This window comes from Cryptosporangium japonicum, from assembly GCF_039524755.1.
Classification (GTDB): domain Bacteria; phylum Actinomycetota; class Actinomycetes; order Mycobacteriales; family Cryptosporangiaceae; genus Cryptosporangium; species Cryptosporangium japonicum.
In genome coordinates this window covers 1-21,072 of record NZ_BAAAGX010000016.1, presented here as the reverse complement: position 1 = coordinate 21,072, position 21,072 = coordinate 1, and the positions used below count along the sequence as shown (strand labels likewise).

At 73.8% G+C, this 21,072-nt stretch carries 17 protein-coding genes and 1 pseudogene; 9 read left to right on the top strand and 9 right to left on the bottom strand.

Annotated features, from left to right (window positions below; translation table 11 throughout):
- Window positions 1-3 precede the first annotated feature (3 nt).
- Window positions 4-2,751, bottom strand: a complete 2,748-nt coding sequence (locus tag ABD437_RS19610; RefSeq protein WP_344650320.1) for a hybrid sensor histidine kinase/response regulator — start codon at window positions 2,749-2,751, stop codon at window positions 4-6.
- 195 nt (window positions 2,752-2,946) lie between these two features.
- Between ABD437_RS19610 and ABD437_RS19605 the strand changes: the two genes are divergently transcribed.
- Genes ABD437_RS19605 through ABD437_RS19595 form a run of 3 tightly spaced genes read left to right on the top strand, consistent with a single transcriptional unit; the run spans window position 2,947 to window position 4,996 of the window.
- Window positions 2,947-3,558, top strand: a complete 612-nt coding sequence (locus tag ABD437_RS19605) for a response regulator transcription factor (RefSeq protein ID WP_344650319.1) — start codon at window positions 2,947-2,949, stop codon at window positions 3,556-3,558.
- Between the two features lie 23 nt (window positions 3,559-3,581).
- Window positions 3,582-4,079 (top strand): dimethylamine monooxygenase subunit DmmA family protein, encoded by a 498-nt coding sequence (locus ABD437_RS19600; RefSeq protein ID WP_344650318.1) that lies wholly within the window; start codon window positions 3,582-3,584, stop codon window positions 4,077-4,079.
- Entirely contained in the window at window positions 4,076-4,996 is a 921-nt protein-coding gene (locus ABD437_RS19595; RefSeq protein WP_344650317.1) for a PDR/VanB family oxidoreductase, read from the top strand. Before ABD437_RS19600 ends, ABD437_RS19595 begins: the two co-directional genes overlap by 4 nt.
- Window positions 4,997-5,011: 15 nt before the next feature.
- Here the strand turns inward: ABD437_RS19595 and ABD437_RS19590 are convergent, their stop codons facing one another.
- From ABD437_RS19590 to ABD437_RS19580, 3 genes are read right to left on the bottom strand one after another with little or no spacing between them, the layout of a single operon-like run.
- The gene (locus ABD437_RS19590) at window positions 5,012-6,616 is read right to left on the bottom strand and encodes a methyl-accepting chemotaxis protein (RefSeq protein ID WP_344650316.1); all 1,605 of its coding nucleotides are present in this window, start codon (window positions 6,614-6,616) and stop codon (window positions 5,012-5,014) included.
- Window positions 6,617-6,642: 26 nt separating this feature from the next.
- Window positions 6,643-7,503: an LLM class F420-dependent oxidoreductase gene (locus tag ABD437_RS19585; protein WP_344650315.1), complete on the bottom strand. Its 861-nt coding sequence runs from the start codon at window positions 7,501-7,503 to the stop codon at window positions 6,643-6,645.
- A 30-nt stretch (window positions 7,504-7,533) separates the two neighbouring features.
- Complete coding sequence (locus ABD437_RS19580) at window positions 7,534-8,400, bottom strand: fumarylacetoacetate hydrolase family protein (protein ID WP_344650314.1); 867 nt, start codon at window positions 8,398-8,400, stop codon at window positions 7,534-7,536.
- A 61-nt stretch (window positions 8,401-8,461) separates the two neighbouring features.
- On the opposite strand from ABD437_RS19580, the gene ABD437_RS19575 reads away from it, so the two are divergent.
- The gene (locus ABD437_RS19575) at window positions 8,462-9,472 is read left to right on the top strand and encodes an NADPH:quinone reductase (RefSeq protein ID WP_344650313.1); all 1,011 of its coding nucleotides are present in this window, start codon (window positions 8,462-8,464) and stop codon (window positions 9,470-9,472) included.
- 173 nt (window positions 9,473-9,645) lie between these two features.
- Here the strand turns inward: ABD437_RS19575 and ABD437_RS19570 are convergent, their stop codons facing one another.
- Window positions 9,646-10,584 (bottom strand): LLM class F420-dependent oxidoreductase, encoded by a 939-nt coding sequence (locus ABD437_RS19570; protein ID WP_344650312.1) that lies wholly within the window; start codon window positions 10,582-10,584, stop codon window positions 9,646-9,648.
- A gap of 31 nt (window positions 10,585-10,615) precedes the next feature.
- Here ABD437_RS19570 and ABD437_RS19565 point away from each other — a divergent pair, with 31 nt between their 5' ends.
- From ABD437_RS19565 to ABD437_RS19555, 3 genes are all read left to right on the top strand, one after another.
- Entirely contained in the window at window positions 10,616-11,062 is a 447-nt protein-coding gene (locus tag ABD437_RS19565) for a nuclear transport factor 2 family protein (protein ID WP_344650311.1), read from the top strand.
- A 66-nt stretch (window positions 11,063-11,128) separates the two neighbouring features.
- Complete coding sequence (locus ABD437_RS19560) at window positions 11,129-12,256, top strand: phosphotransferase family protein (protein ID WP_344650310.1); 1,128 nt, start codon at window positions 11,129-11,131, stop codon at window positions 12,254-12,256.
- A complete protein-coding gene (locus ABD437_RS19555) occupies window positions 12,253-13,359 on the top strand; it encodes an Rv3169 family protein (protein WP_344650309.1) in 1,107 nt (368 codons plus the stop codon). Before ABD437_RS19560 ends, ABD437_RS19555 begins: the two co-directional genes overlap by 4 nt.
- Here ABD437_RS19555 and ABD437_RS19550 read toward each other — a convergent pair.
- The 3 genes from ABD437_RS19550 to ABD437_RS19540 all read right to left on the bottom strand — a co-directional run bounded on the left by ABD437_RS19550 (window position 13,356) and on the right by ABD437_RS19540 (window position 16,588).
- Complete coding sequence (locus ABD437_RS19550; RefSeq protein ID WP_344650308.1) at window positions 13,356-14,333, bottom strand: MEDS domain-containing protein; 978 nt, start codon at window positions 14,331-14,333, stop codon at window positions 13,356-13,358. The two genes, ABD437_RS19555 and ABD437_RS19550, sit on opposite strands and share 4 nt — an antisense overlap.
- Before the next feature lie 102 nt (window positions 14,334-14,435).
- On the bottom strand, window positions 14,436-15,989 hold the full coding sequence (locus ABD437_RS19545) for an alkaline phosphatase D family protein (protein ID WP_344650307.1): 1,554 nt from the start codon (window positions 15,987-15,989) through the stop codon (window positions 14,436-14,438).
- Window positions 15,990-16,000: 11 nt separating this feature from the next.
- Window positions 16,001-16,588, bottom strand: coding sequence for a TetR/AcrR family transcriptional regulator (locus ABD437_RS19540; protein WP_344650306.1), 588 nt, complete (start codon window positions 16,586-16,588; stop codon window positions 16,001-16,003).
- A gap of 42 nt (window positions 16,589-16,630) precedes the next feature.
- On the opposite strand from ABD437_RS19540, the gene ABD437_RS19535 reads away from it, so the two are divergent.
- Together ABD437_RS19535 and ABD437_RS19530 are read left to right on the top strand one after the other, a co-directional pair.
- A complete protein-coding gene (locus tag ABD437_RS19535; RefSeq protein WP_344650305.1) occupies window positions 16,631-17,212 on the top strand; it encodes a hypothetical protein in 582 nt (193 codons plus the stop codon).
- 51 nt (window positions 17,213-17,263) lie between these two features.
- Window positions 17,264-19,012 (top strand): sensor histidine kinase, encoded by a 1,749-nt coding sequence (locus ABD437_RS19530; protein ID WP_344650304.1) that lies wholly within the window; start codon window positions 17,264-17,266, stop codon window positions 19,010-19,012.
- 1,297 nt (window positions 19,013-20,309) lie between these two features.
- Here ABD437_RS19530 and ABD437_RS19525 read toward each other — a convergent pair.
- Window positions 20,310-21,072: pseudogene (locus ABD437_RS19525) on the bottom strand (hypothetical protein); the annotation flags it as partial.

Here is a 21,072-nt window from a genome sequence, read left to right as displayed (position 1 = left end):
CGGTCAGACCGCGGCCGCGGCGGGGGCGAGCTCGGCCCCGATCGCCTCGGCGGCGGCCGCCGCGTCCCCGGCCTCGCCGGACAGGCGTGACCACACGTCCGCCGGCACCGGCGCGCCGGAGCGGGCGGCGTCCTCGATCGACGCGGCCAGCCGGGACAGCCGCATCGCCCCGACGTTCGACGCCATCCCCTTGAGGCTGTGCGCGGTGGTCGCCACCGCGGGCGCGTCACCGGCGCCGATCGCCGACTCGACGCTCTCCAGCGCCCCGGGCAGCCGCTGCACGAACGACGTGAACATCCGCCCGATCAGGGCCCGCTCGTCGGCGTCCGAGTCCGGCTCGATCAGGTCCTCCAGCCGTCCCCGCATGTCGGCCGTGTTCTGCGCACCGGCGTCGTCGTCGTCGGTGGCGACCTCGGCCCGCACCACCGGCGCCGGAGCGCCGCCGCCCACCGCGGCCAGCGCCGCGGCCAGGTCGGCGGCGCGCACCGGCTTGGGCAGGTAGGAGTCCATCCCGGCGGCCCGGCACGCGGCCTGGTCCTCCACCAGCACGCTCGCGGTCATCGCGATGATGTGCGGCTGCCGCTCGACCGGCACCTCGGCCCGGATCCGGCGGGTGGCCTCCAGCCCGTCGAGCACCGGCATCTGCACGTCCATGAGCACCGCGTCGTAGCGGGTGCGTGCCAACGCCTCCACCGCCTCCTGGCCGTTGCCGACGGTGTCGATCCGGTGCCCGAGCTTCTCCACGATGAACTGCGCGACCTGCTGGTTGATCGGGTTGTCCTCGGCGAGCAGCACACGCAGCCGCCGGGTGGCGACCGGCGCCTCGGCCAGGTCGGTGGAGCGCCGCCCGGTCTCGACGTGGTCGGGGTCGAGCAGCCGCCCCAGCGTCGCGGCCAGCAGCGCCGGGCGCAGCGGCTTGGTGAGCACGCCGGCGAACAGGCCGTCGCCGGTGAGGTCCGGCTGCCCGGTCGCGCCGGTGAGCAGCACCAGCGGCAGGTCCCGCCCGGCGGGCAGGTCGCGCAGCCGGCGGGCCAGGCGCGCCCCGTCGGTTCCGGGCAGGCTCGCGTCGATCAGCGCGGCGTCGTAGCCGATGCCGTCGGTGAGCGCCAGCACGGCGGCCTCGGCCGAGTCGGCCTCGGCCCAGCGCAGACCCCAGGACGCCAGGCGCGCGGCGAGGATCCGCCGGGCGGCCGGGTTGTCGTCGACGACGAGCACGGACTTCCCGGCGAGCGCGGCCGGCGCCGCGGTGCGGCGACGGTCGGCGTGCGCGGTCAGCGGCACCGTGAACGTGAACGTCGTACCGACGCCCACCTCGCTGGTCACCCGCAGGTCACCGCCCATCGCGGTGACCAGGCGCCGGCTGATCGCCAGGCCCAGCCCGGTGCCGCCGTACACCCGGGTCGTCGACGCGTCGACCTGGCTGAACTCCCGGAACAGGCGGTCCATCCGGTCGGCCGGGATGCCGATGCCGGTGTCGCGGACGCTGATCTCCAGCTCGACCGTGCCGCCCGGGATCCGGCGCCCGTCGACGGACACCGCGATCTCTCCGCGCTCGGTGAACTTCACCGCGTTCGACAGCAGGTTGACCAGCACCTGGCGCAGCCGCGTCACGTCGCCGCTCAGGAACGTGGGGCAGTCGTCGGCGAGCGAGCCGACCAGCTCCAGTCCTTTGGCGTGGGCGGGCAGCGCCACCAGGCTCAGCGCGGTGTCGAGGCACTCCTGCAGGTCGAACCGGGTGTGCTCGAGGCCGAGCTCACCGGCCTCGATCTTGGAGAAGTCGAGGATGTCGTTGATGATCGCGAGGAGCGACTCGCCGCTGTCGCGCACGGTCTCGGCCAGCCGCCGCTGGTCGTCGCCCAGCTCGGTGTCCAGGAGCAGCCCGGTCAGGCCGATCACCGCGTTCATCGGGGTGCGGATCTCGTGGCTCATCGTCGCGAGGAACGCGGACTTCGCCGCGGTGGCCGCGATCGCCTCGTCGCGGGCGGCGGAGATCGCGTCGACCGACGCGTTGATCGCCTCGGCCGCGCGACGCAGCTCGACCGGGCCGGTGGGCCGGACCCGCTGGCCCAGGTCACCGGCGCTGACCTGGTCGGCCGCGGCGGTGATCCGGCGGACCGGCGAGGTCAGCGAACGCGTCACCCACGCGGCGACGCCGCCCATCACCAGCGCGGCGAACGCCGAGCCGGCGAGCAGCAGCTGCTGGGTGGCGGTGGCGCCGGCGGCACGCGCCGCCCGGTTGGTGGCGAGCACGGAGCGCTCGTGGCGCTCCAGGCCGGCCATGATCGTCTGGATCCGGTCCATCTCCTGGTCGCCGCGGTCGGTGAGCACGACGCTCTGGGCCGCGGCGAAGCCCTGGACGCGGCGCAACCGGACGGTCTCGGCGAGCTCGTCGAGTTTGCCCGCCACGACCGGTCGCAGGTCGGTCAGCGCCCGCCGGGCCACGGGATCGCCGGCGGCGGCCGACGCCAGCCCGCTCATCGTCGCGGTCACGTCGCGCACGGCGCTCGCGTACGGCGCCAGGTAGGTGTCCCGGCCGGTCAGCAGGTATCCGCGCTGGCCGCGCTCGGCGTCCTGCAGCTGGGCGCGCAGCGCGGCGATGCGGTCGAGCACCTGGTAGCTGTGTTCGACCGAGGCCTGCGTGTGGCTCATCGACTCGATGCGGACGTAGGCGCTGCCGCCGAGGACGGCGGTGACGAGCATCGCGAGGACGTAGCCGAAGGCCACCAGCCGTCCGACGGTCCACCTGGCCATGCCCACCCCGATTCCGCGTTCGTCACCCCGACGGCTCGATCATCGACGGCGTGGGGTGCCGGGTGGCTTCGGTTCGGGTGCGGGAAGGGTGTCACCCGTCCGACGACGAAGGCCGCTCCCGGGCTGCACCCGTTTTGCAACTTTTCCGAGACAGTGCCGCGCCAAGATCGGTATGAAGCGGAAAAGGAGGGGTATATGGGGGCGATTGTAATCGCGGAGGACGACCCCGATATCCGGGCGATGATCACCCAGAAGCTGTCCCGGGCCGGTCATCAGGTGACGGCCGCCGAGGACGGCGCGGCCGCGATCGTCGCGGTCAAGCGGTCGGTACCGGACGTCGTGGTGCTGGACATGCAGATGCCGGGGCTCTCCGGCCTCGACGTCGTCCGGCTCATCCGGGCGGACCCGGCGACCGCCAGGGTTCCGGTCATCATGGTGACCTCGCACAGCCAGCCGCAGTACATCGGCGAGAGCTTCAACTCCGGCGCCGACGACTTCCTGGCCAAACCGTTCAGCCCCCGTGAGCTGGCGGCGCGCATCGAACACCTGATGAACGGCTCCCCGGACGTCGACGACGACCAGCTCATCGGAGCCCCCGCGCCCGGCTCCGTGCCCACCCCGGCGCCGATGCCCGTGCCGGTACCCGGCGTCCCGCCGGCCGACCGGGCGACCCCGGCGCCGACGGCCGACCGGACGGTACCCGCACCGGTGGCCGAGACGGTCGCGGCGGCGCTGGTGGCGACCGAGGAGGCCGAGGCGAAGGTGGGGCGGCGCCGCTTCTTCCGGCTCCTCACGTCGGACGTCTGACGTACGACTGGGACCCTGGGGGGATGGGTGCACCGCACACGAGCGTGCCGCGCTGGCCGAGGACCGATCCCGGAATCGACGGGAGCGGCCGCGCGTACGCGGTGATGGCGTTCGGCGGGGACGCCGCCGGGGTGGCCGCCGGCTGGTGCGAGCGGAGCCGCTCGCTGGGCCGCCCGCTCTGGGTCAAGCGCGGCGACCGGGCCGACGACGACGCGCTCTCCGCGCTCGCCGAGCGGCTCCGTACCGCGACCGTCGGCTGGCGTCTCCTGCTGGCCGGCCCGGAGATCGACGTCCTGCGTGCGCACGCGGTGGCGCTCGACGGCGGCGCGCTCGACGCCGAGCTGCGCGTCCTGGTGACCGACGACCGGCGCCGCCGGGTGCGCTGCGCCCACTGCACCGCCACCACCGAGGCCGACGTCCGCCCGGACGAACACGTGCGCTGCGCCGGGTGCGGCCGCACGCTCGTGGTGCACGCCCACGTCTCCCGCGTCCACGCCGCCTACCTGGGCTCGGCCGCGTGAGCGTGCTCGACCTGGTCGTCCGGCGCACCACCGAACTCGCCGACGGCATCCGCGAGCTGGCCCTCGCCGCCGCCGACGCCGGCCCGCTCCCGCCGCACCCGGCCGGCAGCCACCTGGTGCTCGAGTGCGGCCCCGCACGCAACGCGTACTCGCTGACGAACGACGGCACCGCGCCGGGGGAGTACACGATCGCCGTGCTGCGCCGCGGCGGCGGCTCGACCCACCTGCACGGCCTCGGACCCGGCGACCGCGTCGCCGCGTCCCGCCCGCGCAGCGCGTTCGCCCCGGTCCGCACCGCACGCAAGCACCTGCTGATCGCCGGCGGGATCGGCATCACCCCGATGGTCGCCCACGTCCGCGAGGCCCGGCGCCGACACCGCGACGTCGAACTGATCTACGTGCACCGGCCGCACGCCGGAGCGTTCGCGGCGGAGCTGGCCGCGACGCTCGGGCCGCGCCTGCACCGGGTCACCGGGCGCGCCGAGTTCGTGCGCGTCACCCGGAACGCGCTCGCCGCCCAGCCGCTCGGCACGCACCTCTACGTCTGCGGCCCGGGTGGGCTCACCGACCGGGTGCTCACCGACGCCGCCGACGCCGGGTGGGTGCCACCGCGCCTGCACCTCGAACGCTTCGTGCCCGCCGACCTGGAGCCCGGCACCGAGTTCGTCGCGCGCCTGGCCCGATCCGGGCGCGACGTCGTCGTGCCGTCCGGAACCAGCCTGCTCGACGCGCTGGAGCGCGCGGGCGTGGCCGTGCCGAACCTGTGCCGCCAGGGCATCTGCGGCGAGTGCCGGACCCCGGTGCTGGCCGGCACGCCCCTCCACCGCGACGAGTACCTGGACGAGTCCGAGCACGGCACCGCGGTGATGTGCTGCGTCTCGCGCAGCGAAACCGACACCCTGGAGCTGGACCTCTAACCCTCGACCTCAGCGTCAGACACGGAACGCGCTGACGAGCCGCTGGAGGTCGTTGCTCATCCGGGACAGGTCGGCGGTCGCCCGTGCCGACTCGGTGACGCCCTGCCCGGTGATCTGGGCGGCCTCGGCGACCCCGCTGATGTTCGCGGTGATCTCCCCGACGCCCTCGGACGCGCCGGACACGTTCCGGTTCATCTCGCCGGTCGTCGCGGCCTGCTCCTCGACGGCCGCCGCGATCGTCACCTGGTAGTCGTTGATCCGGCCGATGACGTCGCGGATCGCGTCCAGCGCGCCCACCGCGGTCCGGCTGTCGGCCTGGATGGCCTCCACCCGCGCCGCGATGTCCTCGGTGGCCTTCGCGGTCTCCTGGGCCAGGTCCTTGACCTCGTTGGCGACGACCGCGAACCCCTTGCCGGACTCGCCGGCGCGCGCGGCCTCGATCGTGGCGTTGAGCGCGAGCAGGTTCGTCTGCTCGGCGATCGAGGTGATCACCTTGACCACGTTGCCGATCTCGATCGACGAGTCACCCAGCTGGTGCATCGTCGAGTTGGTCGACTCGGCGGCCTGCACGGCCTCGGCGGCGACGGTCGCGGCCTCGTTCGCGCTCTCCGAGATCTGCTGGATCGCCGCGCTCATCTCCTCCGAGCCGGCCGCGACCGTCTGCACGTTCATCGCCACCTGCTCGGCGGCGCGCACGACGGCCTGCGCCTGCGCGGAGGTCTCCTCGGCGCTGTGGGCGATCTGCACGCCCGAGGCGGTCAGCTGCTCGGCCGCGGCGGCCAGCGCGTGCGCGGACTCGCCGGCCGCGCCGACGAGTTTGCGCACCGAGGTCATCGCGGTGTTCAGCGACGCGTTCATCTCCCCGATCTCGTCGTCGCCCACGTCCTCGACGCTGCGCGTCAGGTCGTTGGCCGCGACCGCGCCGAGCACGGCCGACGTGCGGGCCAGCGCGGCGAGGATCGAGCGGACGACGAGCGCGCAGACGACGAGCGTGACCGCGGCGATCAGCGCGGCCAGCCCGAGCGAGAACCAGAGCGCGGTGCGTGCGCTCGACTTCGCCGCGGCGTTCTGTCGGTCGAGGAAACTGGCGTTGATGTCCTCGAGCCTGGTCAGACTCGCGAACATCGCGTCCTCGATCGGGCCCAGCGTGGTGTCCGAGACCTGCGCTGCCCGGGTGCGGTCGCCCCGTTCGACCAGGGCCGTCACCTGCTGGGCGGCCGCGTCGTAGCGGGTCTCGAGCTCGCGCAGCGTCGCGACGAGCTCGACCTCCTCGGTGGTGTTGTCGAGCTTCGCGTACTGCTCCAGGTACTTCTCGTACTCGGCCTCGTCGGCCTGCCACTCGGTGACGTGCTTGGTGTCCCCGCTGGCCACGTAGCTGGCCAGGTCGTCGGCCTGGCCGGTCTTGGCGACCTCCATCTCGAGCGCGAGCCGCACCGACGGATAGTTGTTGTCGGCGATCTCGGTCAGCGCGGCGCTCGACTGATGACCGGTGTAGTACTGCACCCCGGCCATGGCCGCGACCCCCACGAGCGCGACCGCACCCATCCCGACGAGCTTCCGCTTGATCGTCCAGCGCACCCGGGCCACCCCATCCGTCGATTCGAGACCCCGGTCTCTCATCGGCGGGTGGTGGGGCGAGCTGAGCGTTACGGGCGGGCGGCGGCCAGCCCCAGGCGCTCGGCCGTGCGTCCGAGCGAGGCGACGACCTCGTCGGGGGAGCGGTCGGGCAGCCCCCAGATCGCGTCGGTGACGCCGGCGTCGGCCCAGGAGCCGAGCAGCTCGGGCGTGGGGCGCGAGGTCGCGAGCACGTGGATCTCCGGCTCACCGGGCCGTCCGGCGGCCGACCAGGCCTCGCGGAGCGCGTCGGCCTTCCCGCCCAGACCGGTCTCGGTGGGCGTGGTCATCCAACCGTCCGCGGTGCGCGCGATCCACGCGAACGTCTTCGGGCCCCCACCGGCCCCGATGATCAGCGGCACGTGGGCCTGGGCCGGCTTCGGGTACGCCCAGGACGGGCCGAACGCGACGTACTCCCCCTGGTACTCGGCGACCTCCTGGGTCCAGAGCGCGCGCATCGCCTCGACGTACTCACGCAGCACGGTGCGCCGTCGCGGCGAGTCGACCCGGTGGTCGCCGAGCTCGTCGGTGTTCCAGCCGAACCCCGCGCCGAGCGTGACCCGCCCGCCGGAGAGGTGGTCGAGCGTGGCGATCGTCTTCGCGAGCGTGATCGGGTCGGACTCGACCGGGAGCGCGACCGCGGTCGCGAGCCGGATCCGGGTGGTGACCTGGGCGGCGGTGGCGAGCGCCACCCACGGGTCGAGCGTGCGCGAGTAGCGGTCGTCGGGCAGGGCGGCGCCGCCGGTGCCGGGGTGCGGCGCCTCCCGGCGCACCGGGATGTGGGTGTGTTCGGGCACGTAGAACGCGTCGAACCCGGCCTGCTCGGCGGCCAGCGCCGCGTCGGCCGGCCGGATCCCCCGGTCGCTGGCGAACAGCACCACCCCGTGCCTCATGCGCACCTCCACGTCGAAATAGAACGTGTTCTAGCCTAGGGGTGGGGCCGGTCGGCGTTCGTCGTTTCCGACGATCGGGTTGCGCAGCACGCCGATCCGCTCGACCTCCACCTCGACGACGTCGCCGGGGTGCAGGAGCCACTGCGGGTCGCGGGCGTAGCCGACGCCCGAGGGCGTGCCGGTGGCCAGCAGGTCACCGGGGTACAGCGTGAACGTGTGCGAGATCAGCGCGAGCGTGTCGCCGACGGTGTAGACCATCTCGTCGGTGCGCCCGTCCTGCACGGTCTCGCCGTTGACCCGGGTGACCACCCGCAGCCCGTCGCGCAGGTCACCGACCTCGGCGGCCGGCACCAGCGGCCCGAGCGGCCCGGACCGGTCGCCGTTCTTGCCCAGGATCCACTGCGACGTGAGCTTCTGGGCGGTGCGCGCGGTGAGGTCGTTGAACGCCGAGTAGCCGACGACGGCCGCGAGCGCCGTGTCCGGGTCGGCGTCGGTCAGCGTCGCCCCGACCCAGGCCATGACCTCGCCCTCCCAGTCGATCCCCGGCTCGTTCGACGGCACCGGCACCGGGGCCCGGTCCACGGTGAGCGACCGGGTCCAGCGGGCGAACAGCGTCGGGTACGGCGGCACGCCCTCCGCGGCGAACGTCCCTTCCGCGACGTGCTTGAGGTAGTTCAACCCGATGCAGATCACCCGCGCGCCCGGCAGCACCGGCGGTACCAGCTCGACGTCCGCCCGGGCCAGCCGGTCACCCGCCGGCGGGCGCGCGATCAGCGTCCCGGCGTCGGCCCAGAAGTCGTCGAGCCCGGCGAGGACCGTCACCGTCGAACCGTCCTCGGAGAGGTCGGCCACCTCGACCGGCGACGTGCTGGTGCGGCGGATCCCGACGATCTTCATTGTCACTCCCGGAGGTGCCGTGGCGAGAACCCCATTCAAGAGCACGGGCACACTAGGTGTCATGAGAGCCGTGGTGTACAGCAGGACCGGTGATCCGTCAGTGCTCGCCCTGGTCGACCGGCCGGTTCCGGAGCCGGGCGAGGGTGAGGTCCGCATCCGGGTCGCGTTCTCCGGCGTGAACCCCACCGACTGGAAGGCGCGGGCCCGCCCCGGCGACCTGCCGTTCCCGGAGATCGTGCCGAACCAGGACGGGTCGGGTGTGGTGGACGCGGTCGGGCCGGGCGTGTCCGGCCTGGCGCCCGGTGACTCCGTCTGGACCTACCTCTCGGCCCACCAGCGGCCCGGCGGGACGGCGGCCGAGTACACGGTGCAGCCGGTGGAGCACGTCGTGCGGCTGCCGGACGGCGCGAGCCTGGAGCTCGGCGCCTCGCTGGGGGTGCCGGCGATGACCGCGCACCGGGCGCTGACCGTGGCCGAGCACGGTCCGACCCGCCTGGCCCCGGGGGCGCTGGACGGCCGGACCGTGCTGGTCGCCGGCGGCGCGGGCGCGGTCGGGCACGCGGCGATCCAGCTCGCCCGGTGGGCCGGCGCGACCGTGATCACCACGATCAGCGGCCCGGAGAAGGCGGCGCTGGCCACCGCGGCCGGCGCGCACCACGTCGTCAACTACCGGGAACAGGACGCGGCCGCCGAGATCCGGCGGCTCGCTCCCGGCGGCGTCGACCAGGTCGTGGAGGTGTCGCCGGCGCGCAACGCGACGCTCAACCAGGCGGTGCTGGCCAACCACGGGTCGGTCGCGGTCTACGCCAACGACGGTGGCGACGAGGTGACGCTGAACGTCATCGCGCACTTCGCCGCGAACGTGCGCTACCAGTTCCTGCTGCTCTACACCGTGGGGCAGCCGGCGCTGGACGCCGCGGCCGAGGACATCACCCGGGCGGTGGCCGACGGGGCGCTGCCGGTGGGCACCGAGCACGGCCTGCCGATCCTGCGCTACCCGCTGGCGTCGGCCGGCGACGCCCACGAGGCGGTGGCGAACGGCGCCGTGGGGAAGGTCCTGATCGAGATCTGACCGACCGCTGTGGGAAGGTGGGGGCATGGTCGTGTTGCTGCTTGCCGCTGCCGTCGAGGTCGTCGCGATCATCTGGGTCGCCCGCAGCGTCAAGCTCCCCCCGAACTAGGGCCGCTCGGCCGCTGCGGGCACGCGCGGCCGAGCGGGACGCGCGTGGGCCGGTCGACGCACCGTCACGTCACCAGCGGGGCCAGGGCGCGGGCGGCCAGGGCGACCGCGCCGGGGCGGTGGCCGATCAGCGGCATGTTGATCGTCAACCCGGTGATGCCCGGGTCGAGGATCTCCTTCTGCACCACCGCGGCGACCTCGTCCGGCGTCCCGCAGATCATCCGCGCCCGCGCCCGCGGCGGCACCCCGTCGAGCAGCGTCTCGAGCTCCGCCGACCTCTCGGCCACCACCACCGAGGCCAGGAAACTGGTCGGCAGCGTCGCCGGGTCCCGCCCCGCCTCCTCGCAGCGCTGACGCAGCGCCGCGACCTTCCGCGGAATGTCCTCCCGGGCGCAGATGACGTTCAGGTGGTCGGCGAACAGCGCCGCCAGCCGGAACGTCTTCTTCTCACCGGAGCCGCCGAGCATGATCGGGATCGTCGGGCGCACCCGCGGGTTGTTCATCGCGTTCTTCACCGTGTACCACTTGCCGGCGTACGAGGGCGCCTCACCGCGCAGCATCGGCGCGACGATGGTCAGCGACTCCTCGAGCTTCTCGAACCGGTCGGTGAACGTTCCGAACTCGTACCCGAAGTCGTCGTGTTCGCGCTCGAACCAGCCCGCGCCGATCCCGAGGATCGCGCGCCCCTTCGACACGACGTCGAGCGTCGTCACGGTCTTCGCCAGCATCGGCGGGTTGCGGTAGGTGTTGCCGGTGACCAGCGCCGAGAGCTGCACCGTCGAGGTCACGCCGGCCAGCGCGCCGAGCGCGGTGTAGCACTCCAGCATCGGCCGGTCCGGGGAGCCGAGCCCCGGCAGTTGGTAGAAGTGGTCCATCACCAGCACGGTGTCGAACCCGGACGCCTCGGCCTCCCGCGCCTGCGCGATCACCACGTCGAACAGCCGGTCGTCCGGTGTATCGGGGTAGCTGTAGTTCGGAATCTGGTAGCCCAGGCGAATCGTCATGGCCCCTATTAGAACGCGTTACAGTACCGAGATGATCGACTCCGAGTTCATCACCTGGAACGCGCCCGACGGGGAGAACCCGGCCCGGGCGGCGTCGCAACGCTCCTACGACGCGGTCGGCCGCAAGGCCAAGGAGGAGTGGCTCGCGCTCTTCGCCGACCACGCGGTCCTGGAGGACCCGGTCGGACCGTCCTTCTTCGACCCCGAGGCCAAGGGCCACCGCGGCCGCGAGGGCGTCGCCGCGTTCTGGGATCTGGCGATCGGGCCGGTGAAACGCTTCCACTTCACCGTCCACGACTCGTTCGCCAACGGGCCGCACTGCGCGAACGTCGCCACGTTCACCACCGAGATGGCCGACGGCAGCCTCGCCGACACCGAGCTCGTGAGCGTCTACCGGCTCGACGAGTCCGGGCGCATCGAGCTGATGCGTGCCTACTGGGAGGTCGAGCGGACCCTGGCCAGCATCAGGACCCCTTGACCCGAGCGCTCGGCCACGCCTACTCTCCGCGAAATCAGAACGCGTTCCAATGACGGGAGGCGTCCAATGGCGGTGTCCGACGGCCCCGAACGGGGCCCCAAGACCATGACCACCACGATCACCGACCTGGCCGATCTGCGCCGCCGCCTCACCGGCTGGCTCACCACGGTCACCGGCGGCCGGGCCGACATCGGGGAGATCCACCGTCCGGCCGAGAACGGCCTGTCCAGCGTCTCGCTCCTGCTCGACGCGTCCTGGCTGGCCGACGGTCGGCCGGTGCGGCGCGGCCTGGTCGTCCGGATCCCCCCGGACAGCAGCGCCTACCCGGTGTTCCCCTCCTACGACCTGCGGCGCCAGTACGACGTGATCTCCGCCGTCGCCCGCCACACCGACGTGCCGGTGCCGCCGCTGTACTGGTTCGAGGAGTCACCCGACGTCCTCGGTTCGCCGTTCATCGTCATGGAACGCGTCGACGGCCGGATCCCGACCGACAACCCGCCGTACGTCTTCGGTGGCTGGCTGCTCGAGGCCGCGCCCGACGACCAGCGCGCGCTGCAGGACGGCGTCGTGCGTGCGCTCGCCGGCATCCACCGCACCCCGCGCCCGGCCGCGCTCGAGGCGGAGGCCGGCGCCGATCCGCTGCGCACGATGGTCGACGCCCAGCGCGACTACTACCGGTGGAGCCACCAGGAGGACGGCCTGCGCATCCCGGTCGTCGAGGACACGTTCGACTGGCTGGAGGCGCACTGGCCCGACGAGGCGGGCGAGCCGGTGCTCTGCTGGGGCGACGCCCGCCCGGGCAACGTCATCTTCGACGGGTTCCGGCCGGTCGCGGTGCTCGACTGGGAGATGTGCGGCGTGGGCCCGCGCGAGGTCGACCTGGCCTGGCTGGTGTTCCTGCACCGGTTCTTCCAAGACATCGCGGAGATCTTCGGGACGCCCGGCATCCCCGGCCTGTTCCGCGTCTCCGACGTCGTCGGCACGTACGAGGCCGCCTCCGGGGAGACCGTGCGGAACTTCGACTTCTACCTCGTGTACGCGGCGCTGCGGCACGCGATCGTGATGAGCCGCATCAAACGCCGGATGATCCACTTCGGGGAGGATCCCGTGCCACCCACTCCCGACGAGTACGTCATGTTCCACCCGCTGCTGCGGTCGATGATCGAGGGCCGCGCGGAATGGATGAGCGAGTGAAACCGACGCCGCTCGACGAGTACCCGATCCATCAGGCCCCGCTGCCGATCGCGCGCGCGGCGACCAGCGACCGCCACTTCTACGACCGCAGCTACTTCCTCGCCCACGACCGCACCGGCGACATCGCGCTGATCACCGGCCTGGGCACGTACCCGCACCTGGGTGTGATCGACGCGTTCGCGCTGGTCCGCCGGGGCGACGTGCACTACTCGGTCAAGTTCTCCGACGCGCTGGAGGCCCGCGGGCTCGACCAGCGGGTCGGGCCGTACCGGGTGGAGGTCGTCGACCCGCTCCAGCGGATCCGCCTGATCTGCGACGCCACCGACCTCGGCGTCGGCTTCGACCTCACCTGGGACGGTTCGTTCCCGGCCGTGCTGGAACAGTCGCACCTGATGTACAGCGGCCCGAGGGTGACGCTCGACGCGAACCGGTTCGCGCAGCTCGGCACGTGGAGCGGCCGGCTGGTCGTCGACGGCACCGAGTTCGACGTCGACCCGGACGTCTGGCTGGGCAGCCGGGACCGGTCCTGGGGCATCCGGCCGGTCGGCGAGTCGATCCCGGCCGGGCGCCCGCTCGACGACGCGAACGAGGGCCTCTGGTGGCTCTACGTCCCGCTGCGGTTCGACGACTTCGCACTGATCGTCATCGTGCAGGAGACGCCGGACGGCTACCGGACGCTCAACGACGCCACCCGGGTGTTCCCGGACGGGCGGGTCGAGCAGCTGGGCTGGCCACGCATCGAGATCAGCTACACCAGCGGCACCCGGGTGCCGACCGGCGCCCGCCTGCACTGCACCACGCCCGACGGCAAGCCGCTCACCGTCGAGGTCGAGTCGCTCGGGGGCATCCCGCTGCACGTCGGCGCCGGGTACGGCGGGGATCCGGACTGGACCCACGGCACCTGGCACGGCCGGGAGTGGTCGCGGGCCGACCGCTACGACATGAGCGACCCGGCCAACGCCGGCCGCGTGCCGTGGGGCGTCGTCGACCACCCGGCCCGCGCCACGATCGACGGTCAGGTCGGCTGGGGCCTGTTCGAACACGCCAGCATCGGCCGCCACGACCCGTCCGGCTTCCGGGACTTCGGGTCGGTCGCTCCTTAGGCGTGTACGTCGAGTTCCCGGTGGGTCACGGCGTACGGGAAGTACAGCCGCACCGACGTCCGGCCGGCGTCGGTGCGGGTGAGGAGCACGTCCGCGAGCTGGCGGGCGAGCCACAGCCCGATCCCGTCGCCGGGACCGCCGGGCGGGCGGTACCCCGCGTCGACCGGCAGCGCCCGGCCGCCGTCGTCGTCGATCTGCACGATCAGCGTCTTGTCGTGGTGCCAGGCGCGGACGCGGACCGGCGGGCGTCCGTGCTGCAGGCCGTTGGTGACGACCTCGTTCGCCGCGGACGTCACCTGGTCGGCGGCGGCGTCGGCGAACCCGAACTCCACCGCCCAGGCCCACAGCCCCACCCGGCAGCGGGTGAGCTCGCCGAGGCCGGTGACCGTGACGTCGAGGTCGCTGACGTCGGGCTCCGGTGACATCGCCACCTCGGCCCGGCCGCGCAGGTACTCGGTGGCCGGCACGAACGCCCGGTTCTCCCGCCGGCCTTCGACGGTCAGCTCGTGGTCGTGGATGCTGCGGACACCTTCGATGACCAGCGTCGGGTGGCGGCGGCTGTCCCAGATGCAGGTGACCGGGCAGCCGTAGCCGGCGTACACGTCGTTGCACATCGCCTCGTAGCTCAGGTAGGCCGCGACGCGGTCCACCGGCGCCTCGAGGTCGGTCGCGACGTCGGGCTCGGCGATGACGTGGACGGTGCGCCCCTGCGCGTGCTGGGCCTGCAGGTACTGGCGGAAACCGGCGAACGCGAAGCCGAGCCGCCCGTAGAACGCGTCCGGGACGCCCCACTCGACGCGGCCGGCGTCCGCGCCGAGCCGCGCCCGCAGCACCCGTTCGGTCTCCGGGTTCACGATGACCAGCGCGTGCTGGCGGGCCGCGGCGTGCCGGCGGAGCACCGGCACCAGGAGGCGCTCGACGGTGTCGTCGGAGTCGACGATGAGGGCGGCGTGGTCGAACCGGCCCGTCTGCATTGACCTACCACCATCGCTCGGACGACACGACCCATTCCGGTCCCGGAATCACCGGTCAGCATGCCACTACCGCGCGTGACGCGCACGCTCACCGATCAATGCTCAGCCGGCCAGTGAATCCAGGGATACGCCCGGACGTCCACTTTCGACCACGAACCGGGCGGCGGTGGTCACGGTGGTGTCGCCGGGACTGAGCACCGTGCCCACCACCCGCAGCCGGGCGTCGAGCCGGCCCGGGGAGAGCTCGCCGACCAGATACCCGCGCCGGTTGTCGAGGTACTTCCAGTGCGGGTTGGCGGCCCGTTCGGCCGCGTGCTCGCGCTGGAAGGCCGCCACGTCGGCGTCCCCGCCGGACGTGATCGACGTGCCGACCAGCTCCGCGGCGACGACCGGCGAGGTGGGGGAGTCGAAGTCCGGGCGCAGGTCGCAGGCGAGCGTGGCGTGCTGGTCGCCGCTGAGCACGACCGGGTTGGAGACGGCGCCGGTGCCGAGGAACTCCAGCAGCCGGTGACGCTGGGCGCGGTAGCCGTTCCAGCCGTCGAACCCGAGGCGGGTGCCCGGGTACCCGGCCGCGGCGATCATCACCTGGTTGGCCACCAGGTTCCAGGCGCTCGACGACCCGGCCAGGCCACGCACCAGCCAGCGCTCCTGCGCGGGCCCGGTCATCGTCCGGCCGGGGTCGTTGGCCTCGCGTCGCGTCCGTGGGTGCCGGGACCGGTACTGACGCGTGTCGACGGCGTGCAGCGTCGCCAGCCGCCCGAAGCGGAACCGGCGGTAGAGCCGGAACCCCGGCCCCACCCGGACCGGCATGTGCTCGACGAACGCGCGGAGCGCGGCGGCTTTCCGGGCCGGGAACGACACCGGCTCGCGCACGCCCGGGTCGGCCGGGTGGTCGCCGGTCCAGTTGTCGTCCACGTCGTGGTCGTCGATCGTCATGATCCACGGCGCGGCCGCGTGCATGCGGGCCAGGTCGGCGTCGGTGCGGTACTGCGCGTGGCGGTTGCGGTAGTCGGTGAGCGTGTACGTCTGCCCGCTCCCGGTGTGGTCACGCAGCCGGTCGGCGCCCGGCCCCACCTCGTAGATGTAGTCGCCGAGGAACGCGACGAAGTCCACGTCCTCCTCGGCCATCCCGCGGTACGCGGTGTAGAAACCGTCCTGCCAGTTCTGGCACGACGCGGTCGCGAAGCGGAGCCGGGCCGGCCGTGCGTCCGGGGCCGGCGCGGTGCGGGTGCGGCCGACCGGTGAGGCCTCGGTGCCGACGCGGAAGCGGTAGTAGTACTCGCGCCCCGGGCGCAGTCCGCGGGCGTCGACGTGGACCGCGTGCGCCCGGCTCGGCCGCGCCACCGCGGTGCCGTGGCGCTCGACGTGGCGGAACCGCTCGTCGGTGGCCACCTCCCAGCGCACCTCGACCGGCTCCGGTGGCATCCCGCCGCCGTCGGTCGGGCGCGGAGCCAGCCGGGTCCAGAGCACGACGCCGTCGGGCAGCGGGTCCCCGGACGCCACCCCGAGCGTGAACGCGCCGGTGGGGACCCGGACCGGTCGCGCCGACCGCACCCGTACCGCGTCACCGTCGGCCGCCAGCAACACCGGGACGAGCAGCCCGGCGGCGCCGGCGGCCAGGAACCGTCGCCGGGGGAGAGGGAACGCGAGTGACACGCCACCGGAGGCTAGAAGCCGGGGGTCACCTGACGAGCGAGCGGTACCAGGACCTCGTCCACGATGCGCACGAGGACGTCGTCGTCGAGCGGGTCGCCGGTGATCAGGAACCGGTGCCAGAGAACGGACTGGCCGAGTTCGCGCAGGAGGTCGACGGGCACGTCGGGCCGTACGTCGCCGCGCGCGATCCCGCGCTCCAGCAGGGTGGCCATCTCGGACTTGCGCCAGCCGATCACCCCGTCCCGGAACGCGTCGGCCAGCTGCGGATCGTCGGCCATCGCGCGGACGATCGCGGCGACGGCCGGCCCTTCCGGCCCGGTGAAGAGCGCGGCCCAGCCGCGGAGCACGGCCAGCATGTCGCCGCGGTAGCTGCCGGTGTCGGCGACCGGGACGCTCCGGGTGGCCTGGCGCAGCAGCGCGTGACGCAGCAGCGCGCCGCGGTCGGGCCAGCGGCGGTAGAGCACCGGTTTGCTCGTGCCGGCCTCGGCCGCGACCGCCTCCATCGTGACCGCGGGTACCCCGTTCCGCACCACGACGCGCAGCACCGCGTCGACGATCGCGGTCTCCAGCGCCGCACCGCGCCGTCGTGAACCCGACATCCCACCACCCCGATAAGAAACTTGACCGTATCTTACCGTCTCATGAAGCTCGTGCCTGAGTTCCGCACCGTCGACACCGCGACCGTCACCTACACGCGCCTGCCGCGCGGGCGGCGGCGGGTGACGATCGATCACCGGCCGCTCGCGAACGTCACCCCGTCCGACCTGCTCGGCTGGTTCTCCGGACTGGACGGCACGATCGAGTACGGCGGCCGGACCGTGCCCCGCTACCTGGCCTGGCACCCGATCGACCACATCCGGTGGGAGCTGGCCCGCCCGGCACCCGGCGGCGGCGCGGCCGAGGGCGCGCGCTTCCGCATCGTCGAACAGTTCGCCGGGCGACCCGAGTGGCGCGTCGACGTCGTCGACCGGGTCGAGAAGCTCGACGAGACCGGGATCCGCCTCGTCCAGCGGGTGGCGGGGGTCATCGTCCTCCAGCTCGAACACACCTGGTCGCCGGGGCGCGACCGCACCCACTACGTCAGCGTCCTCGACCTCGGCGCCCGGGCGTTGCCGGTGGTCAACCGCGTGCTGCGGCGCCGTTTCCCGGACGAGATGGTGCGCGCCTGGGTGCGCCACAACATCGAGGAGGTGGGGCAGCTCGAGCACCTGCTCCCCGGGTGACCCACCGAACGGGGGACAGCGCCCGGCCGGTGACGTCCGTACCATGCGCGAGTGTCGCGCGACCAGATCGTCCGGGTGCTGCTCTGCGCGCTCCTCTCCGGCTGCCTGGTCGCGGCCACCGGCGCGCCCTACTGGCAGTCCCATCCGCTCCGCGGCCTGGTGGCCGGTCTCGCGTGCGCCGGGTTCGCCGCCGCCGGTGCCCTGCTCGCCACCGGCGGCCCACGTCGCCTGTTCACCGGGCGGCTCCTGCTCGCGGCCGGGTTCTGCTGGCCGTTCGCCTGGCTCGTCTCCTTCGACCGCGGCCCCGGGCCGGCGGTGTCCTATCTCTGCCAGGGCCTCTTCTGGGTGCTGGCCGGCGCCGCGATTCTGTCGTACCCCACCGGTGTACTGGTGGCCGGTCGGTACCGGGCGTTCGTCGCGGGCGCGGCGGTGGTCATGCTGGGGGGTGGTGTCGTGCTGCTGCTGGTGTCGCAACCGCAGTGGCTCGGTCTGCCCACGACGGTCTCCTGGCCCGGTGTCTTCGCCGACCGGGCCGTGTTCGGCGCGTGGATCCGGGTCCTCGCCGCGGCCCAGGTGGTGCTGGCCGCGTGGTTCACCGCGCTGCTCTGGGTGCGCGCCCGCTGGCTGTCCCACCTCGACCGGCGCATCGCGGTGCCGGTGCTGCTGGCCGCGGCGGCGCTCGTCCTGTTCAGCTCGGTGCAGGCCGCCGTCAAGACCAGTGCCTGGACCACCCGGTCGGAGCTGCAGGCGTTCTACTTCAACCAGGGCGTCATCGCGCTCGTCGTCTCCACCGCCCTGGTCTCCGGCGCGCTGCGCGACCGCTGGTGGGAGCTGAGCGCGCCGCACCGCGTCGTGCGCATCACCTCGTCCGGCACGTCGGTCGCCACCGTGCGCGTCGCGCTCGCCGAGGCGCTGCGCGACCGGTCGCTGCGCCTGTACTTCTGGGCCCCGGCCGAGAACGGCTGGGTCGACGTGCGCGGCCTGCCCGCCGTGCCGTCGGCGTCCCCCGACGACCGGCGCTGGCGCATCGCGGTCGACGGGCACCAGCACCCGCTCGCCGTCGTCGAGGTCGACGCGGCCCTGCGCGACCGGCCGCTGCTCGTCGACGCGGTGCTGCGGGCCGGCAGCCCGGCGCTGCTCACCGCCCAGCTCCAAGCCGCGGCGAGCGCCAACCTCGCGCAGGTGCTCGCGGCCCAGGAGCGTCTGGCCGAGCGTGAGCTCGCCGAGCGTCAGCGGCTCGAGCAGGAACTCGTCGACGGCGCCCAGCACCGCCTCGGCCTGCTCGAGCGCCAGCTGCACGGGCTCACCGACCACACGTCCGACCCGGCCGTCCTGCGTTTCGCCGGCGAGTGCCGCCGCGAGGTGCTGGCCACGGTCGGCGAGCTGGAGGCCCTCGCGCGCGGGCTGCTCCCGGCCGCGCTGGCCGAACGCGGCCTGGGCCCGGCGCTGGAGGCGGTGGTGGCGCGGCTCGGGCTCACCGCGACGGTCGAGGTCCACCCCGAGCGGCTCCCGCCCGCGGTCGAGGCCACGCTGTACTTCGCTCTCTGCGAGGGCCTGACCAACGTCGCCAAGTACGCGCGCGGCGCGTCCGTCACCGTCCGGGTGGCCGTCTCCGACGGCTGGGCCTCCGGCTTCGTCGTCGACGACGGCCCGGGCGGCGCCGCCACGAAGGCCGGCGGCGGCCTGGCCGGCATCGTCGACCGCGCCCGGGTCCTCTCCGGCTGGGCCGCGATCGACAGCTCACCCACCGGCACCCAGATCAGCGTCCACCTCCCGCTGGACGTGCCGTTGGTGGCGTGAGCGCTCGCGGCCACGCTGAACGTGGTGCACGCGCGAGGGGGTCGGGGTCCCACCGGCGGTGGCGACGCTCCTGCTCGTCGATGGCTTGCCCGCCGCGCGCCCCGGGCGCTGCCGAGTGGTGGCGGCGGGGAGCGCGCCCGACCCCGTTCCACGGCCGCAGTGAGGCGCACATTCTGCGGCCGACTGCTCCGGCCATCACCGGCCGCGTGCACACCGGACGGTCGGTCGGCCCCATCGCCACCGCGCGGGGCCCAGCACGGGCGTGCTCACGCCGGTGCGGTCGGCTCCCCGGCCGTCTCCACCGCCCTGCGGCGGCCACCTGCGACCCCAGCTCAACGGGGCCGGTCTTCGCTCGCGCCGCAGGCCTCGTGCGTCCGGCCCGGTGGGGCTTGTGGGTCTGGCCCGGTGGGGCTCGTGCGTTCGCGCCGCCGACCGGCTTGGGCCCAGGTCGTGGACCGACCTTCGGCGGATCGTCTGCCGACCTTCGCCCGGGTCACGTGCTGACCTTCGACTGACCTGTGCCGGCTGACCTCTGAGACCGGCCCGCGGTGGGATGCGCTCCAGGCGTCCTGGCGGCCCGGCGGCGGGGGAGTGGCAGCTGACCGCTCTCCCGGCCGCATCCACGCTTCCGCTCCGGGGCCCGCTTCCGCTCCGCGGCCCGCTGCCGACCGCCCGCGGCCGAGTGCACGCCGGAACGCTGGCGGGGGCCGTCGCCATCGCCCCCCCGGGGACAGCACGGTCGTGCTCACCGGTCGGCTTCCAGCGGCCGTCCACGGGTCCGCGGCGGCAGACCTTCGATCGGCCCACGGCCTGATCTCCGGCCGGCCCCCGGTGCCGTTCGGCAATCCGGTCCGCGGCGGGCGACATCCAGCGTGGCGCCTGGTCTCGGTTTAGCGCGCGGCGCCCCGTCTCGGTTCAGCGCGCGGCGTCTGGTCTCGGTTCAGCGCGCGGCGCCCCGTCTCGGTTCAGTGCGCGGCGCCTGGTCTCGGTTCAGCGTGTGGCGTCTGGTCTCGGTTCAGTGCGTGGCGCCTGGTCTCGGTTCAGCGCGCGTGGGTTGCCCATCGTCCGGGCCACGGTGGCTGACCTGCGTTCGGCTCGAAGCGATCGGTCTGCATCCGGCCCGGCCCACCTCCGACCGGGCCGCAACAAGCGGTCCCGTTCCGGTTCGCGGGCCGACCTGCACCCAGGCCGGCGCGCTGAGCTCTGAGACCGTCCCGCGCGAGCGCCCCCGGACCGGCCCCCGGGCCTGGCTTCGAACCGCCCGCGTCGACCGGGCCGGGGTCAGGCGGTCAGGCGGTCAGGCGGTCAGGGCGTTGTTCTGGCGCCACCAGTCGGCCACGCCGGAGGTGTCGCCGTCCTGGATCTCCGCGGCGACCAGGGAGGTGCGGTCGCCCCAGGTGATCCACCAGGTGCTGTTGTCGGTGTAGTAGCAGGCGGCCAGGCCGGTCGAGTTCCAGCTTCCGTAGCCCTCGTTGCCGACGGTGCTGCAGTCGTGGTTCGGGTCGTCGTCGCCCGAGTAGTCGTTCACGGCGTCGAAGTGGTCCCGGTAGTCGCGGAAGCCCGCGAACTTGAAGTACCTGACCTGGGTCTGGACGGCGCCGACCGTGTCGCACACGAGCGTGGCCTCGACGTCGACGCCGTCGGGGGCGGGGCCCGAGCGGCAGCCGGCTTTGGTGATGCCGCGGCCGCTCAGCGTCGACCAGAGGGCCTGCTCCTCGGACGAGAGACCGGCGGGTGGGCTCGCGCTCGGCGACGCGCTCGGCGAGGCACTGGGGGACGCGCTGGTGGCCGTGGGGGTGGGGGCGCCGGCGTTGGAGCCGGGGTCGTCGTCGTTGCCGAAGGACGAGGCGATCGCGTAGGCCGCGAGGGTGAGCAGGAGCAGCACCACCGTGCCCGCCGCGACGAACGCCAGCGGGGGCGCCTGCCCGAGGCGCCGCCCGACGCCGGGCCGGGAACCGCCCGCGGGCCCACCCGGCTGCCCGCCCGCCGGCCACGGCCCGCCGGGTTGCCCGCCGGCCGGCCACGCCTCGCCGGGTTGCCCGCCGGCCGGCCACGGCCCA